The organism is Ochrobactrum sp. WV_118_8, from assembly GCF_039631535.1.
In the GTDB taxonomy this organism is placed as follows: domain Bacteria; phylum Pseudomonadota; class Alphaproteobacteria; order Rhizobiales; family Rhizobiaceae; genus Brucella; species Brucella anthropi.
Genome location: NZ_JBDIUZ010000002.1, coordinates 1 through 16,497, shown reverse-complemented (window position 1 = coordinate 16,497; position 16,497 = coordinate 1). Strand labels below are relative to the sequence as shown.

Here is a 16,497-nt window from a genome sequence, read left to right as displayed (position 1 = left end):
GGAGAGGAGGTATTTTATCTCCATGGGGCGCGAATCTGGGCTGCTTTAAATGAACGTCGTCGTTGTCGAATCGCCTGCCAAGGCTAAAACCATCAATAAATATCTGGGCTCGAACTATAAGGTTCTGGCCTCGTTCGGTCATGTGCGGGACTTGCCAGCCAAGGATGGCTCGGTTCGTCCCGACGAAGACTTTGCAATGTCGTGGGAGGTGGATAGCAATTCCTCCAAACGCCTTGCCGATATTGTCAAAGCGCTGAAAGACAGCGATGGCATCATTCTCGCAACCGATCCGGATCGCGAAGGTGAAGCCATTTCCTGGCATGTGCTTGAAGTGCTCAACCAGAAAAAGGCGCTCAAGGGCAAGACAGTCAAACGTGTGGCTTTCAATGCCATCACCAAGAAGGCTGTTCTGGATGCCATCGCCAATCCGCGCGACATCGATGAACCTCTGGTCGATGCATATCTTGCACGCCGTGCACTGGATTATCTTGTCGGCTTCACGCTTTCGCCCGTTCTGTGGCGCAAACTGCCGGGCGCGCGCTCGGCTGGCCGCGTTCAGTCAGTGGCGCTGCGTCTCGTTGCAGATCGTGAATCCGAGATCGAACGCTTCATCCGTGAGGAATACTGGAATATCGCGGCGCTGTTGAAAACGCCGCGCAATGACAGTTTCACCGCCCGTCTCACTGCTGTTGACGGCAAGAAGCTCGGCAAACTCGACATCAAGAATGGTGAACAGGCAACGGCCATTCGCACCATGCTGGAAGGCGCAAGCTTCAAGGCTCTTTCTGTCGAGGCAAAGCCAACCAAGCGCAATCCGGGACCGCCATTCACCACGTCAACCTTGCAGCAGGCCGCATCCGGCCAGCTCGGATTTTCTGCCTCGCGCACCATGCAAGTGGCACAGCGACTTTACGAAGGTGTCGATATTGGCGGCGAGACTGCCGGCCTGATCACCTATATGCGTACCGATGGCGTGCAGATAGCTCCGGAAGCCATCAATGCGGCCCGCGACGCCATCGGCAAAAGCTTCGGCGCAAAATATGTACCGGAAAAGCCGCGCTATTATTCCAGCAAGGCAAAGAACGCACAGGAAGCGCACGAAGCCATCCGGCCAACGGATTTCTCGCGTCACCCGAAGGATGTGCGTCGCTATCTCGATGACGATCAGGCGCGGCTCTATGAGCTCATCTGGAAGCGCGCCATCGCCAGCCAGATGCAAGCTGCCGACATTGAGCGTACAACCGTCGACATTGAGGCGGTCAACAGCTCGCGTTCGGCCATGCTGCGCGCCAATGGGTCTGTCACTAAGTTCGATGGCTTCCTCGCAGCCTATATGGATCATCGCGAAGAAGAGGACGACGACGAGGATAGCGCAAAGCTGCCGGAAATTCGTTCCGGTGAAGCTCTGGCGCGCGAGAAGATCGATGCGACCCAGCATTCGACCGAACCGCCGCCGCGCTATTCGGAAGCTTCGCTCATCAAGAAGATGGAAGAACTCGGTATCGGTCGTCCTTCGACCTATGCCGCGACTCTGGCCACGCTGCGCGATCGCGAATACATCACCATCGACAAGCGCAAGCTCATTCCGGAACCCAAGGGTCGTCTGGTCACCGCCTTCCTCGAGAGTTTCTTCGAGCGCTATGTGGAATATGATTTCACGGCAGACCTTGAGGAAAAGCTCGATCTTATTTCGGACGGCAAGCTTTCCTGGAAAGACGTTTTGCGCGATTTCTGGCGCGACTTCTCGGGTAATGTCGATGACATCAAGGAATTGCGCGTCACCAATGTTCTCGACGCACTGAACGAAGAACTGGCACCACTGGTGTTTCCGGCACGAGAAGACGGTAGCGATCCGCGTTCGTGCCCGACCTGCGGCACAGGAATGCTGTCGTTGAAGCTTGGAAAATACGGTGCATTCGTCGGCTGTTCCAACTATCCGGAATGCAAGTATACTCGCCAGCTCGGCGGCGACGCCAACGGCGAATCTGCTGCTGCAGACGAACCGAAGTCACTTGGCAAGGACCCGTTCACCGGTGAGGAAATTACTGCACGGTCCGGTCGTTTCGGCCCCTATGTCCAACGTGGCGAGGGCAAGGAAGCAAAGCGCGCCAGCCTTCCGAAAGGCTGGACCGTAGATACGCTCGACCATGAGAAAGCCGTTGCGCTTCTGTCCCTGCCGCGCGACATCGGTCAGCACCCGGAAACCGGCAAGATGATCTCCGCTGGCATCGGTCGCTACGGACCTTACGTCAGCCATGACGGCACGTTCGCCAATCTGGAGAATGCCGAAGAGGTCTTCTCCGTCGGCCTCAATCGCGCTGTGTCGGTTCTGGCCGACAAACAGTCGAAGGGCGGCGGTCGCGGCCGTTCCACACCGGCTGCATTGGCGACACTCGGCGACCATCCCGAAGGCGGTTCAATCACTGTTCGCGACGGTCGCTATGGGCCTTATGTCAACTGGGGCAAAGTCAACGCCACTCTGCCGAAGGGCAAAGACCCGGCAAGTGTCACGCTGGAAGAAGCGTTGGCTCTGATTACGGAAAAAGCCGGGTCTTCCAAGAGTAAGAAAGCCCCTGCCCGCAAGGCTTCAGCCAGCACTGAAAAGAAAGCTGCTGCAAAAAAGCCCGCGGCCAAGAAGGCACCAGCAAAAGCCAAGTCGACAGCCAAGCCGAAAGCCAAATCCAAGGCCGAAACGGTAGAGGAGTAGCAATTGGCACGCCGTTTTTCCAAATCCGATACCGGTCGATCCGCACGGACCGAACGGCGTGCAGCCAAAGCAAAATCTGCCGATGGGAAGAGCGATCCCAATGCGTTTCTGCCAACCCGCGAAGAGGTTCTCAAATATATTGAAGAGAATCCTGACCGGGCAGGCAAGCGCGAACTGGCAAAAGCATTCAACATCAAGGGAGATGCGCGGGTTTATCTGAAAGATCTTCTACGCGAACTTTCTGATGAGGGGTTGGTTGAAAAACGCGCCCGCAAACTGTCTCGCCCCGGTGCACTGCCTGCTGTCACCGTGCTGGATATTACCGGGCGCGATGAAGATGGCGGTTTGCTCGCACGTCCGTCGGAATGGGACGAGACCGGTTACGGCAAACCACCTATTGTCCTGATCCGCCGCACCCGGCTCAACAAAGCCTCAGAAGGCGGCCCGGCAGTCGGCGTCGGCGACCGCGTTCTGGCAAAAATATTCCGCAGTGAAGATCGCGACGGACCAGATTATACCGCCCGCGTCATGAAGCGTCTCGAGCACCGCACGAACGCGGTGCTGGGTATTGTTCGCAAGCTCGGCAACGGTGAATGGCGGCTGGACCCTGTAAACCGAAAACAGCCTGAGGTGCAGCTCGATCCGGCACAGCTGGAAAACGCTGAAGCTGGCGATCTTGTTGAAGTGGACCTGATTTCCTCGCGTCGTCAGGGATTGCCGCGCGGCAAAGTTCGACAGGTGGTTGGGTCTATCGACAGCGAAAAAGCCCTGTCGATGATTGCCATCCATGAGCATGAAATTCCGCATGTTTTCCCGGCTGAAGCGCTGAGCGAAGCAGAAGCCGCCCAGCCTGCGACGATGGACGGTCGGGAAGACTGGCGCGACATTCCGCTTCTCACCATTGATCCGGCTGACGCCAAAGATCATGACGACGCCGTTTACGCCGAGCCGGATAAAGACCCTGAAAATCCGGGTGGCCAGATTGTTATCGTAGCGATTGCTGACGTCGCCGCCTATGTCCGTCCAGATTCCGCGCTTGATCGTGAAGCACAGAAGCGCGGTAACTCGGTCTATTTCCCGGACAGGGTCGTGCCGATGCTTCCCGAACGGATTTCAAACAACCTTTGTTCGCTTCGTGAGCTTGAAGATCGCCCCGCTCTTGCCGTCCGTATGATTTTTGCTTCTGACGGGCGCAAGAAGTCACACAAATTCCATCGCATCATGATGAAATCGGCAGCTAAGCTTGCCTACTCGCAAGCCCAGGCTGCCATTGACGGCGCGCCGGATGACAAGACCACGCCCATTCTCGACGGCATACTAAAACCGCTGTGGGACGCCTATGCTGTGCTGAAGCGTGGGCGCGAGGCCCGCGAGCCGCTGGAACTTGACCTGCCAGAAAAGAAAATTCTGCTCACGCCCGATGGAAAGGTAGACAAGGTTATCGTTCCTGAACGGCTCGATGCACACAAGCTCATCGAAGAGTTCATGATTCAGGCGAACGTCGCTGCCGCAGAAACATTGGAAGCGCACCGCCAGCCGTTGATTTTCCGCATTCACGATGCTCCGGCTCTTGCCAAACAGGAAACCCTGCGTGAATTCCTACGTACGCTTGATCTGAGTCTTGCCAAGGGCGCGGAGCTGCAGCCAGCACAGTTCAACCGGATTCTTGAGGCCGTTGAAGGCTCGGATCATCAAGAACTGGTCAATCAAGTCGTGCTGCGCACGCAAAGCCAAGCGGAATATAACCCCGATAATATCGGGCATTTCGGCCTGCATCTGCGCCGTTATGCGCATTTCACCTCGCCGATCCGCCGCTATGCCGACCTCATCGTTCACCGCGCTTTGATCAAGGCCCTGAAACTGGGAAGTGACGGACTAACGACAGAAGAAGAAACACAGCTCGAAGAAATCTCCGCACTGATTTCCTCGACCGAGCGTCGCGCCATGCTGGCCGAGCGTGAAACCGTAGACCGCCTCATCGCGCATTTTCTCGCCGCACATCTCGGCGACGAATATGAAGGGCGCGTTACGGGCGTTACACGGGCAGGCCTTTTCGTGAACCTTGCGACATATGGCGCGGATGGGCTGGTACCCATTTCAACTTTAGGTCATGAATACTATTTATATGACGAAGCGAACCATGCGATTGCCGGTGAACGGAGCGGTAAAGGCTTCCGGCTTGGTGATACAGTGACGGTTCGGCTTGTAGAGGCGCTCCCCGTTGCGGGCGCGCTTCGCTTTGAGATGGTTTCGGAACCGCATCCCCTGCCGATGGCGACCCGCTCGCATCATAAGGCAAGCCGGACGATGCGTGGGCGAAGGGGTAAACCCGCGGGTATTCCGCGTCAGAAGAGAAGAGGTCGCTGATGAGCACGCTAGAGGCCAATTCCGCGCAAAATGTTCAGGTTTTCGGTGGCGAAAGCCCCAAGGCCGCTCACCCGAAACGCCCTTTGGGTGAAGCTATGTGGCGCGGCTTTCGCGGACGTTGCCCGCATTGTGGTGAAGGAAAGCTTTTCCGGTCGTTTGTGAAGCCAGTGGCGCAGTGTTCCGTGTGTGGCGAAGACTACACGGAACAACGTGCCGACGACCTTCCTGCATACCTCACCATTCTGATCGTGGGACACGTGGTTGTAGGCGCTTTCATGGGTGTGGAAGCAACCACCAATCTGCCACTCTGGGCTCATATGGCGATCTGGGGACCGTTGACTGTGATCATGTCGCTGCTGCTGCTTCAACCTATGAAGGGCGCGACTATCGGCCTGCAATGGGCGCTCTACATGCATGGTTTCGGAGGTAAGGGCGAAGGTGAATATGGCGACGTGACCTGAAAGTCACCATGACTGCCATGGTTCAGCCCCCGTCCACTTCGACTAAAGCCGTGAAAGCTTTGCGACCGCGTGACGCCGCATCCCTTTTGCTTGTCGACCGGTCGGGCAGCAAGCCGCGAATTCTCATGGGCAGACGCCACGCCAGCCTCGCCTTTATGCCCGGAAAGTTTGTTTTTCCGGGTGGTCGTGCCGATCCTGTAGACGGCGCTATCGCTGCCGCGGCTGAACTGAATAGTAATGATGTTGCCAAGCTGCTCGCAGGCATGGGGGCTCGTGCATCGCTGCGCCGCGCCCGTGCACTCGGCCTATGTGCCATTCGCGAAACCTTTGAAGAGACTGGCCTTCGCATCGGGCAAGCGACCTCAGCACCGGTTGCTTTGCCCACACATCGCGACTGGTCGGCCTTCCTCAATAAAGGCATGATGCCGGCTTTGAACAGCCTGCGTTATTTTGCTCGTGCGGTAACGCCCCCGGACTATGTTCGCCGTTTCGACACCCGTTTTTTTATCGCATTTCGCGATCATATATCGAAACTCGATCAGCAGCCACTCGTTCCCAGTGGCGAACTGGAAGACCTCGATTGGGTTTCCATTGATCAAATCGATTCACTCGACGTCGCTCATATTACTCAGGCGATCTTGAAAGAAGCGCGCGTACTTCTAACGGATACCGAATTTGAACTGCCAGCCACCTTGCCGGTGGTACAATATTGGAAGCGGCATGGCCGCTTCATTCGCGAAGTGATCTGAACCCGATGAATAAAGAAATCCAACCCGCCGATCTTGTCCCGCAAGAACCTGGCGGCGGGCCGGCAGAGGGCCAGATGCACTGGCGTTCGCTTGCAGCAGCCATTGCCACGATCAGTGCAGTCGGTGCAGCAATTGGGCTGGGCATTCCGCTGTTGAGCGTTCTTCTGGAAAGCCGCGGTCATTCCGCCAGTCTGATAGGCGCTAACACTGCCGTGGCAGGACTGGCATCCATCGTTGCGGCTCCCCTTGCCGCCCCCATCGCCGCACGACTGGGTGTGGTCAAGGCGATTTTCCTTATGCTCATCATCGGAAGCGGAGCCTTTCTCGGCTTCCACTTCTTTCAACCGCTCTGGGCGTGGTTTGCGCTGCGCATCGTCCTGCATTTCGCGCTGACCGTGCTTTTCGTTTTGTCCGAGTACTGGATCAATGCCTCTGCGCCGCCTGAAAAGCGCGGGCTCGTGCTTGGAATCTATTCGACATCACTTTCGCTGGGCTTCGCGCTCGGACCGTGGCTGTTCTCGAAGATCGGGAGCACGGGCGGACTGCCTTTCTATGTCGGCTTCGTCATCATCCTGATCGCCCTCATACCGGTTGCATTCGCATGGCGCGACAGTCCCGATTTCGAAGAAGGCGAACACGTACCGTTCCTACCCTTCATCTTTGCCGTTCCGACTGCAACCATGGCTGTCTTTGTTTTCGGCGCTGTGGAAACCGGCGGCTTTGCCCTCTTTCCAGTCTTCGGAGCACGTATCGGTTATCCGGAAGCAGACGCAGCACTTCTGCTTACGATGATCGGCCTCGGCAATGTGTTGATGCAGATTCCATTAGGCCTTGTCAGCGATCGCATTTCGGATCGCCGCAAACTTCTCCTCTTCTGCGCCACGACGGGCCTGATCGGTATGATCGCCCTGCCCTATCTCATGCAGCACTGGTATCTCATGGCAGCCATTCTGTTCCTGTGGGGCGGTGTAGTGGCTGGCCTCTATACGATCGGCCTCGCGCATCTCGGCTCCGAGCTGACGGGGCGTGAGCTGGCATCCGCCAATGCCGCTTTCGTGTTCTGTTATGCCATCGGCATGCTTGCAGGACCGCAAGCCGTTGGTGTCGGTATGGACATGCTGGGACCAAAAGGATTCCCCATGACTCTCGGTGTGTTTTTTGCCGCATATGCACTCTTTGCAGCAGGAAGGCTGCTTTTGAGGAAGAAGCGGGCTTGACTTTTCGCCGCCAATACGTAGTGTCGCGCCAAATTTCCGCTGCCGGATGAGATTACCGGAATCGCTGGAGGTTTCCATCCATTGAGCATGATCCCGAGAATTGGGAACCGATTTTCGGCAAGATCATGCTCCGGCAAAGATACAGAGCAGGTAATTCGATATGGCCAAGGCTACGACGATCAAGATCAAGCTTTTGTCGACCGCTGACACCGGCTTCTTCTACGTAACGAAGAAGAACAGCCGCACGATGACGGAAAAGATGACAAAGACCAAGTACGACCCGATTGCGCGCAAGCACGTCGAGTTCAAGGAAACGAAGATCAAGTAATTCGTTTTCGGTCGTCATCGACAAGATGATTGAAATAAAAAGCCGTCTCTTTCGAGACGGCTTTTTTGTTTCCAGCTTCGTGGGTTCTTCAGGCAGCCGAAGAGACAATGCGATTGCGACCACCTTTCTTTGCCTGATAGAGCGCAGCATCTGCCCTCGAGAAAAGAGCGTCAGTGCTATCCCCTATCAGCCTCAGCCCTGCAACACCCATACTGATGGTCAAGTTGACCTTGTGTTTGCCGTTGGCAACCGCAAAGGGCGTGTCTGACACAGCAATCCGGATTCGCTCGGCAACAGCCTTCGCAGCCTCCACATCGCTATCCGGCAGAACGACGACAAACTCCTCCCCGCCATAGCGACACATGAGATCCATCCCACGGATATTCTTGCGCAGGCGCGTCGCAAATTCGCGAAGAACATCGTCACCAGCATCATGCCCGTATTGGTCGTTGATCCGTTTGAAGTGATCGAAGTCGAGCATGATGACTGACAATGGCCGCTCGCGCCCCATGGCGCGGGTCAGCAGGACAGGCATATGTGTATCGAGATAGCGGCGGTTGTGCAGCCCTGTGAGACTATCCGTCACCGCCATGGTGATCGTACGGTTCAGGCTCTGCCGTAGTAAATCGTTATAGCACTTCCGTTTGATCTGGGTTCGCAAGCGCGCAAACAGCTCCAGCTTCTCAAGCGGACGCATCAGATAGTCATTTACGCCAAGCTCCAGCGCACGCACCACGAGCGCGCCCTCATCTTCCCGAACAACGAGAATGATCGGCACCAGCCTTGTGCGTTCGATGGTTCGCAACTGCGAACAAAGGCGCAGCGGATCGTAATAAGTGAAGTTGGCTGAAACGACGATACTGTCGTAATCCGTATCTATCGCCCGGATCAAAGCCGTGTTGGCATCGCTGGCCACATCGACACGATAGGTCTCTCCAAGAATGAGACGAAGGCGTGCAGCCGCCAGTTCGTCCTCATCAACTATGAGAATGCGGGCGACCTCATCCTTATCGGCATAATTCCCGCCCATTTTGCTTGCCAGCAGCGTTTCCACTTCCGCGTCCGCAACTGTGCCCGTTCGCTGGAAAAGCTCATCAGAGACCAGTTTCAGCCGCGCCAGACTCTTCACACGCGACAATAACTGAAGATCGCTGACGGGCTTTGACAGAAAGTCGTCGGCGCCAGCTTCAAGGCCGCGAATCTTGTCATCGACACCATCGAGCGACGTCACCATCACAACAGGAATATTGGACGTACGTGGATCATCTTTCAATCGACGACATACTTCAAAACCGTCCATCTCCGGCATCAATATATCTAGAAGAACGACGTCAATCTGGCCGCCCAGACAAAGCTCAATGGCTTCAGGACCGCTATAAGCCGTAATAACCTCATAATATTCGGAGAGGAGCCTTGCCTCGAGGAGCTTTACATTGGAATCCACATCGTCAACGACGAGAATTCGTGCAGTCATGATGCCCCTCGCCCTGATTTCCGCTAAGCGTCGCCCAAATAGGATTTGATTGTCTCTATGAAGCGCGGCACCGATATCGGCTTGGATATATAGGCTTCACAGCCGCCCTGCCGAATACGCTCCTCGTCGCCCTTCATTGCAAAAGCCGTCACGGCAATAACCGGAATGTGCCGCAACTCGTCATCGTCTTTCAGCCATTTTGTGACTTCCAGTCCCGACACCTCGGGAAGCTGTATGTCCATGAGAATCAGATCAGGTCGATGTTCGCGCGCAAGATCGAGCGCCTCAAGCCCGTTTCTCGTCCGGATGGTCTCATATCCGCTGGCTTCGATAAGATCGCGAAACAACTTCATATTGAGTTCGTTGTCTTCGACAATCATCACGCTTTTCGGCATCGAAAATTCCTTGGTCTTATTCCCTGCAGCAACCCGGCATTTGCTCGATTTTCTTATCCGCCAGAGAGTCCCCACTTCTTAGACTGCGGGTAGTTTAACCTCATTTCATTGATGAAAGGCAAATAATTCCATTGTTCCTCGACTGAGCGACCGTTACACATTCGGCAAAGCAACAGAAAAAGCGGAGAAACCACATGAAAACGCTGATGAGCCAGGCGGATGCGGAAGCGATCGCCATTGAAGCGTTGGCGTGGTTGGCCCAGGACAAGGACCTGCTGCCTCGCTTCCTCGCCCTGACAGGCATTGAAGCTGCGTCGATCCGGCAGGCAGCACGTGAACCTGGCTTTCTGGCGGGTGTATTACAATTTTTTCTGACACATGAGCCGACGCTGCTGCGCTACTGCGACGAGGCTGGCCGTGATCCGGCAACAATTGAGAAAGCCTTGTCATATCTGCCCGGCGGGCTGAACCAGCACCTTTAGCAAAGACTTCGATCCGCAAATTAAAAGCCCGGCATTGCCGGGCTTCTTGGTAATTATTCAGCAGCGGGATTTGCCGCAGAAACCTCGGCTTCGTTCGAAACCGACAATACGTTCAACTCGTGCTGCTTGCCATCGCGTGCAGTCCAGGAAATCGACTGGCCGGGTGCAAGGCCGATCAGCGCAGTACCGATAGGCGTGAGAATCGAAATTTTGCCCTGCGCGATATCCGCTTCGCCCGGATATACCAGAGTCACCCGACGCTCCTGCCCGTCATTGGAGCGAAACTCCACAGTAGAGCCCATGTGAATAACATTCTGCGGCAAACGCTTCGCAGGAACGACTTTCGCACGGTCAAGTTCAACCATCAACTCCTCGGCGATCTCCTCGAGACGTTCCGAAACGTTTGTGGCCAGCCCCATCAGACGCTCATAGTCGATTTCGCTAACAACGATATTGGGCTTCTTGCGATTCTTTCCGCTCATGGCGAGTGCTCACTGCTGTTGAAAGGTAATAAGTCTCCGTGCTGTTTCTGCACGAAGCCGTTCAGATTAATTTTAATGAAAGCGCTTATTTGAAATCCGCTTTTGGACAAGCGGCGTACCGTCCCCCGGAGTTCCCCTGCGCTAGGCAGAACTCGAGGGTAGCTATCCCGTGATCGGATAAACCCGATGAAGTATGGATGCAAAACGGTTGTTCATAGTGCTAAACTTGGTGATATTCCCGGCAATGTCAAGTGTAAGACCAACCGGGATGATATATCCCCATGGCACTTCAGCTTTTCGATGCTATAAAAGGATGTTCCTTTTATGTTCATCAGACGGTTCGTCCTCATGGCTGACACCATTGCACCCAGCAGTTCGGAAAAAGGTGTATGCCGCGACTGCCTTGTACTGCAAAAATCGAACACGGGCAGACGATGCCATGCATGTGGGAGTCCACGCCTTCTCCGTCATAAGGAGCTTTATAAGCTCTCTTTGGCACACATTGATTGCGACGCTTTTTACGCATCAGTTGAAAAGCGGGACAATCCGGAACTGCGGGACAAACCGCTCATTATCGGCGGCGGAAAACGCGGCGTGGTATCGACGGCCTGCTATCTCGCCCGCATTCATGGCGTGCGATCTGCCATGCCCATGTTCAAGGCACTGGAAGCCTGTCCCGACGCCGTCGTCGTTAAGCCAAACATGGAAAAGTATGTTCGCGTTGGTCGTGAAGTGCGGCAAATGATGCGTGACCTGACGCCCCTCGTCGAACCTCTTTCCATTGATGAAGCTTTTCTGGATCTGAGCGGCACGGAACGCCTGCATAAAGCGCCACCTGCTATTGTTCTCGCCCACTTCGCCAAGCGCGTAGAGGATGAGATAGGCATTTCCGCCTCGATCGGACTATCCTATTGCAAGTTTCTGGCCAAGGTTGCGTCAGATATCGAAAAGCCGCGCGGTTTTTCCGTTATCGGTGAAGCAGAAGCCCTGACGTTTCTGCGAGACCGATCCGTCAGCACGATCTGGGGAGTAGGCAAGGCTTTCGCAGCCAAACTGGAAAGTGACGGAATCAGGTCGATCGGCCAACTCCAGACGATGGAGGAAGGAGCACTTATGAAGGCGTATGGCACTATGGGGCAGCGTCTTTACCGTTTGTCACGAGGACAGGACAGCCGCAAGGTCGAGCCGGACCATGATATGAAAAGCGTTTCGGCAGAAACAACCTTCAACAATGACTTGTCGGATGCCAACGATCTCGTTCCTGTTCTTCGGGCGCTCGCCGAAAAGGTCTCGCGGCGACTGAAAGCAAGTGAAATAGCCGGGCGTACTGTCGTTTTGAAGCTGAAAACACACGACTTCAAATCGCGTACGCGCAATCGGCAGCTTTCTGATCCCACCCAGCTCGCGGACAGAATCTTCCGCCACGGATTGCAGCTTCTTGAAAAAGAACTGGATGGAACACGATTTAGATTGCTAGGGATTGGGGTTAGCGAGCTTTCTTCAAGTGATCGCGCCGATCCGCCCGATCTTGTAGACACTCAGGCGACCAAACGCGCCGTCGCCGAAAATGCCATCGACAAGTTGCGAAACAAATTTGGATTGAGTGTTGTCGAAACCGGCTATACCTTCTCCAAGGGCAATCTGGCGCGCCCGCAAATGCCGCCAGATCGAGACGACCAGCATTGAAATTACAAAGCGCGAAGAAACCTTTGTAGAAATCTTCTACATTTGGCTCTAACGGCTTGACGAGACCGATCTGTATCAATATTGGAACGGGCCAAGGCGCTACCAACTGATTTGGCAACTGCCTTACGGAAGGCCTCGTGGCGGAGTGGTTACGCAGAGGACTGCAAATCCTTGCACCCCGGTTCGATTCCGGGCGAGGCCTCCAATATTTCCATATATAAAATCAATAGACTATTGAGATTAGCGTCAATTTCGACATGGCGACCCTTGTTGCATCATGTTGGAAGTTAATTCCTATAAATTACAAATGGTGACGCAAAAATTGAGCGAACCCGTGTGGCATCGAACGCAACATACTTGGCTCTGTTTGTTGTCGTGAACAAAACAAAAGACTCGGCAGGCGGAGTCTAAAGAAATTGCAGACATGTTTGGTGGTATTTGTGTTCGTGTAACGCGCAATAAGTACGTAATTTAGACGCTTTGTAATTTCGAAAAAATTGGCAAGCGCAATCCCGCTATTGCCAGATGAGAAATATTTCAAACACTTCTGAACTCCAACGGCGCAAGAACAAGACTTTGCGGCCACTATTCATATCAGCTGACTAAGAATAACGCCCGTACCAGCACTACATAGCGCAACAAGCACCAAGAACCTCGGTATCGAAAGCTGCTCGATCCATTCAATCGCTCGTATACGAGGCGCTTCTATGCCTTTCTTATCAAGCATTATCCCCTCCCACTATTTTTGTATATTTTTATCATACGGTCAAAATTTGTCACCCGTCACTTTAGTTTAGAACGAGATCAGCTATTTACCGATGTGTAAGAACACCAAACACCGCGAGAAAAAGTGAGAAACCATTGAAAAAAATGACGCATGTATTGTATGACTGATTTGATGCATCGGGCGGGACGTAAACTATACTTGGCAGGAGAGCCAGCTATGTCACCGAAGCTTAAAGCTGCCCTTGTGGGTGCAGTCATCGCAGTTGTTGTCGGCTTTGCCGCGTCGCAAGGACTGATCAGCCAACAGACAGCAGAAGACATAAAAACCAAGACAAATGAGGTCCTTGCAGAAGAACCTGCACCAGCACCTCAACAGCCTGCTCCCGCGCCTGCCGAAGCTTCTCAACCGCAAGAAAATGATACGCCGGCACAATAAGGCTCAAAGCGACTTCAACCCACCGCTTCCGCCGGCATTAAAAACCGGACCAACCTGTAATAAGCGACCCAGCTAGCGTCCGGTTAGAACTTTCGGGGCAAGGATTAACTGACCTTGTCCGTTGACATAATCCATATTGAAGTAAGCTCTGGCCCATTGAGAGAGCCAAGGAATGAAGCGCAACCGTTTCACCGACGAACAAATTATTGGTATTCTGAAGGAGCATGAGGCGGGCACACTGGTCTCGGAGCTTTGTCGTAATCACAGCGTCAGCGATGCCAGCATCTATAAATGGAAGGCCAAGTTCGGCGGGATGGACGTATCTGAGGCCAAGCGACTGAAGACGCTGGGGACGAAAACACGAAGCTGAGGTGTCTCTTGGCGGAGGCGATGCTCTATAATGCAGCTTTGAAGGACCTTTTGTGACGCCCGCAGCCCAACGGAATGCTGTCGCGTATCTGATGAACCACCATCGGATGAGCGAACGGCAGACGTGTAAAGCCATCAGCGTTTGCCGGATGACGGTTCGTTACGAAAGCAGCTGTATTGACGACTATGACCTTCGCGAGCGAATGAGGCTCTTCCGATTCTATCGGGAGGAGAAGTTGACAGTAAGCAAGCGTGGCGGTCGGAAGTGAGCGATAGGCACACGTGCACCGATGCTGATCCCGATGGCAGCCAATGATCGTTGGTCGCTAGACTTCGTTTCGGATCAACTCACCGATGGACGCAGGTTCCGGATCCTGACTGTCGTCGATGATTGCACGAGGGAGTACCTGGCACTCGTCGGCGAGACATCGCTTTCCGGTTTGCGCGTTGCCTGCGAGCTTGACCGGATCATTGAGGAACGCGGCAAACCCCGACTGATCGTCAGTGACAATGGCAGCGAATTCACCAGCAACGCGATCCTGCAATGGACGGCTGCGAGACTAACTCCTGAATGAAACCTTCTTCTCGTCATTGCCCCAAGCTCGCTCAGCGCTTTCAATTTGGCGCAGTGATTACAACGGCCACCGACCACATTCTGTTCTCGGCTGGCTGACACCTGCCAAGTTCGCTCAGACTATCGACCCGCGACGCGATGCGGTACTGCGCAGCCGAAATGGCTCCGCACCGCAACCCGCCGCTACCGCCCCAAATACAGCAACCCAAAACCGCTGGAGCGAACTCAAAACTGGATAAAATTTTTTTGGGGGGGCACGGTCAGACATTTTCACCAGACTTGAATCACATCAAGTTAGCCTTCTTGATATCTCCCCAACCTTCAATAATCGCTCGGAGGAAGCGCGAACCAACGCTCCCCGCACGGGCCAATGGCAATCCAATTGATCTGCCACCCTTGACCATCAATGTTACCTAATGTTTGTAACACGCCGAATTGTTATCGGATCAACTGAACAAGCATGTGGGCGCAGACCGCGATAACAAAAACTGCGGCGAATCCGGATTCGAGACGAAAATACCAAGGCATTGCCATTCTCCAATCATGGTTAACAGACAGCTAACCAACGCACGAAAAACGATTTGGTTCAAAATGCTTCAGCAAGAATGAATATCATCACCCGTTAAAGGACGCATCATAGCTTCATTGCTATCTATCCGCTTTGAATTGAGATGATACCGGCGAGCTCACATGGAGGGATTTTGATCATTCGCGAAGGTATGGCCGACCGTACAATGCCTGCGCTCTCAAGCGCTTAGCTACGTCGTCTCGACAAACTCGCTAAATCGTTAGCGTGCCCTTACACCGCAATCAATAGAGTGTCCAAGTAGTTCGGTCACGCACCAAAGTGCACTGCGCCAGAAACTTCGTTTTGAATGCAATGAAAAACTGAGCAACTTCATGAGATGAAGTGGCTCCCCGGGCCGGATTCGAACCAGCGACCAACCGGTTAACAGCCGGTTGCTCTACCGCTGAGCTACCGGGGAACAGGTGCTCGTCGTGTCAGCGAGGTGGCGTATAGCAAAAGGATTTCGCGTTTGCAAAGGGCTAAATCCATTTTTTTTCATCTTTTTGCATTATGGGACAAAAACCCTATATTCTCTGGGACGTTTTCCTCCTGTGAATTGTAACATATCAGCCTAAGAGATGCGCCTGTGAGTGACGAATACGCCGAAACACCCCGGAAAAAAGCCATCGTGATTCTTGGTCGGCGAATCCCAATGCCGCAATCAGTCATGATGCGGCGCATGCTTGGCGGCACGCTCGTCGTCGGCGGCTCGTTGGGGTTTCTCCCGATTCTCGGTTTCTGGATGCTTCCACTTGGGCTTATCGTGCTTTCTCACGATTCTCATCGCGTCCGTCGCTTGCGCCGCAGAAGTGAAATCCACATCTGGCGCAAATGGCTGAAACGAAGGCCGACCGACGCGTAAAGTTGTTCAGCTATTGCGTGCCTGATGTTGCTATCGCCCAGCCCCATTGCTCTATGAGGACGACACAAGAATGGGCCATCATTGCCAAGAGCGCCCCGATAGTTCTACTTGCGTAATTCGCCTGGCGTGGTCTGTCGGTGTTTTCGCAAAGCCGTTGTAAGATGGCTCTGGCTGGAAAAATTCAAATGGTGTGCGATCTCATTTATTGGCATCGATGTTTTTCTGAGGCACCGCTCAGCTTCGTCAAGCCTCAGTTCCATCAGGTACTGGTGAGGCGTCTGCCCAAAACTCTTTCGAAAGCATGTCGAAAAATGCCCAGCTGAAATTCCCAACAATGCTGCCATATCTGGAACCGAAAGAGGCTTGTGAAAGTTTTGGTTGAGATAGGCTTCTATCTGATGACGCGCTGCTTTGCTGAGTCCGACCTTATTGTCGATTGAAGCGCGCTCATTTAACAAGCTGCGCGCGACCGTGCGCATTAGAACCAACCCGAGAGCATTCAGGTAAGCTTCATCCTGCCCACCTCGCCGGCAAATTTCATCCCAGATCATATGAGATAGCGGCATGCAATCTTTGCATGAGAAACTCGCAACGTTCTTGGAGCCGTTGATTTC

General features: G+C 54.0%; 14 protein-coding genes, 2 tRNA genes and 1 pseudogene. 12 read left to right on the top strand and 5 right to left on the bottom strand.

Going from position 1 to position 16,497, the window contains the following annotated elements; translation table 11 throughout:
- The first annotated feature begins 49 nt into the window (after window positions 1-49).
- From topA to rpmG, 6 genes are all read left to right on the top strand, one after another.
- A complete protein-coding gene (gene topA, locus ABDF71_RS14285) occupies window positions 50-2,707 on the top strand; it encodes a type I DNA topoisomerase (RefSeq protein ID WP_258124313.1) in 2,658 nt (885 codons plus the stop codon).
- Between the two features lie 3 nt (window positions 2,708-2,710).
- Window positions 2,711-5,074: a ribonuclease R gene (gene rnr, locus ABDF71_RS14280; protein ID WP_258124311.1), complete on the top strand. Its 2,364-nt coding sequence runs from the start codon at window positions 2,711-2,713 to the stop codon at window positions 5,072-5,074.
- Window positions 5,074-5,535 carry a DUF983 domain-containing protein gene (locus ABDF71_RS14275; protein WP_010658872.1) on the top strand — a complete coding sequence of 154 codons (462 nt, stop codon included), beginning with the start codon at window positions 5,074-5,076 and terminating at the stop codon, window positions 5,533-5,535. The genes rnr and ABDF71_RS14275 overlap by 1 nt, the downstream gene beginning before the upstream one ends.
- An 8-nt stretch (window positions 5,536-5,543) precedes the next feature.
- Window positions 5,544-6,284 (top strand): NUDIX hydrolase, encoded by a 741-nt coding sequence (locus ABDF71_RS14270; RefSeq protein WP_036563468.1) that lies wholly within the window; start codon window positions 5,544-5,546, stop codon window positions 6,282-6,284.
- A 74-nt stretch (window positions 6,285-6,358) separates the two neighbouring features.
- Window positions 6,359-7,501, top strand: coding sequence for an MFS transporter (locus tag ABDF71_RS14265; protein ID WP_010658874.1), 1,143 nt, complete (start codon window positions 6,359-6,361; stop codon window positions 7,499-7,501).
- A 160-nt stretch (window positions 7,502-7,661) separates the two neighbouring features.
- Window positions 7,662-7,829 carry a 50S ribosomal protein L33 gene (gene rpmG, locus ABDF71_RS14260; protein WP_002966024.1) on the top strand — a complete coding sequence of 56 codons (168 nt, stop codon included), beginning with the start codon at window positions 7,662-7,664 and terminating at the stop codon, window positions 7,827-7,829.
- 88 nt (window positions 7,830-7,917) lie between these two features.
- On the opposite strand, the gene ABDF71_RS14255 is transcribed toward rpmG, so the two are convergent.
- Entirely contained in the window at window positions 7,918-9,303 is a 1,386-nt protein-coding gene (locus ABDF71_RS14255) for a PleD family two-component system response regulator (RefSeq protein ID WP_029927298.1), read from the bottom strand.
- 23 nt (window positions 9,304-9,326) lie between these two features.
- Window positions 9,327-9,698 carry a response regulator gene (locus ABDF71_RS14250; RefSeq protein WP_010658876.1) on the bottom strand — a complete coding sequence of 124 codons (372 nt, stop codon included), beginning with the start codon at window positions 9,696-9,698 and terminating at the stop codon, window positions 9,327-9,329.
- A gap of 194 nt (window positions 9,699-9,892) precedes the next feature.
- On the opposite strand from ABDF71_RS14250, the gene ABDF71_RS14245 reads away from it, so the two are divergent.
- Window positions 9,893-10,180: a DUF3572 domain-containing protein gene (locus ABDF71_RS14245; protein ID WP_036586212.1), complete on the top strand. Its 288-nt coding sequence runs from the start codon at window positions 9,893-9,895 to the stop codon at window positions 10,178-10,180.
- A 53-nt stretch (window positions 10,181-10,233) separates the two neighbouring features.
- Here ABDF71_RS14245 and rnk read toward each other — a convergent pair whose 3' ends face one another.
- Window positions 10,234-10,662 carry a nucleoside diphosphate kinase regulator gene (gene rnk / locus ABDF71_RS14240; RefSeq protein ID WP_010658878.1) on the bottom strand — a complete coding sequence of 143 codons (429 nt, stop codon included), beginning with the start codon at window positions 10,660-10,662 and terminating at the stop codon, window positions 10,234-10,236.
- 348 nt (window positions 10,663-11,010) lie between these two features.
- On the opposite strand from rnk, the gene ABDF71_RS14235 reads away from it, so the two are divergent.
- The 4 genes and pseudogenes from ABDF71_RS14235 to ABDF71_RS14220 all read left to right on the top strand — a co-directional run bounded on the left by ABDF71_RS14235 (window position 11,011) and on the right by ABDF71_RS14220 (window position 14,692).
- A complete protein-coding gene (locus tag ABDF71_RS14235) occupies window positions 11,011-12,348 on the top strand; it encodes a DNA polymerase IV (RefSeq protein ID WP_029927291.1) in 1,338 nt (445 codons plus the stop codon).
- A gap of 131 nt (window positions 12,349-12,479) precedes the next feature.
- A tRNA-Cys gene (locus ABDF71_RS14230) sits at window positions 12,480-12,553 on the top strand.
- A gap of 738 nt (window positions 12,554-13,291) precedes the next feature.
- Window positions 13,292-13,510, top strand: coding sequence for a hypothetical protein (locus tag ABDF71_RS14225; RefSeq protein WP_010658880.1), 219 nt, complete (start codon window positions 13,292-13,294; stop codon window positions 13,508-13,510).
- Window positions 13,511-13,682: 172 nt separating this feature from the next.
- Window positions 13,683-14,692, top strand: a pseudogene (locus tag ABDF71_RS14220) (transposase).
- A gap of 672 nt (window positions 14,693-15,364) precedes the next feature.
- Here the strand turns inward: ABDF71_RS14220 and ABDF71_RS14215 are convergent.
- Window positions 15,365-15,439: transfer RNA gene (locus ABDF71_RS14215), tRNA-Asn, on the bottom strand.
- Window positions 15,440-15,673: 234 nt separating this feature from the next.
- Between ABDF71_RS14215 and ABDF71_RS14210 the strand changes: the two genes are divergently transcribed.
- Window positions 15,674-15,883 carry a hypothetical protein gene (locus ABDF71_RS14210; protein ID WP_010658883.1) on the top strand — a complete coding sequence of 70 codons (210 nt, stop codon included), beginning with the start codon at window positions 15,674-15,676 and terminating at the stop codon, window positions 15,881-15,883.
- 104 nt (window positions 15,884-15,987) lie between these two features.
- Here ABDF71_RS14210 and ABDF71_RS14205 read toward each other — a convergent pair.
- The coding region (locus ABDF71_RS14205) for a helix-turn-helix transcriptional regulator (protein ID WP_500061674.1) at window positions 15,988-16,497 on the bottom strand (510 nt) is incomplete at its 5' end.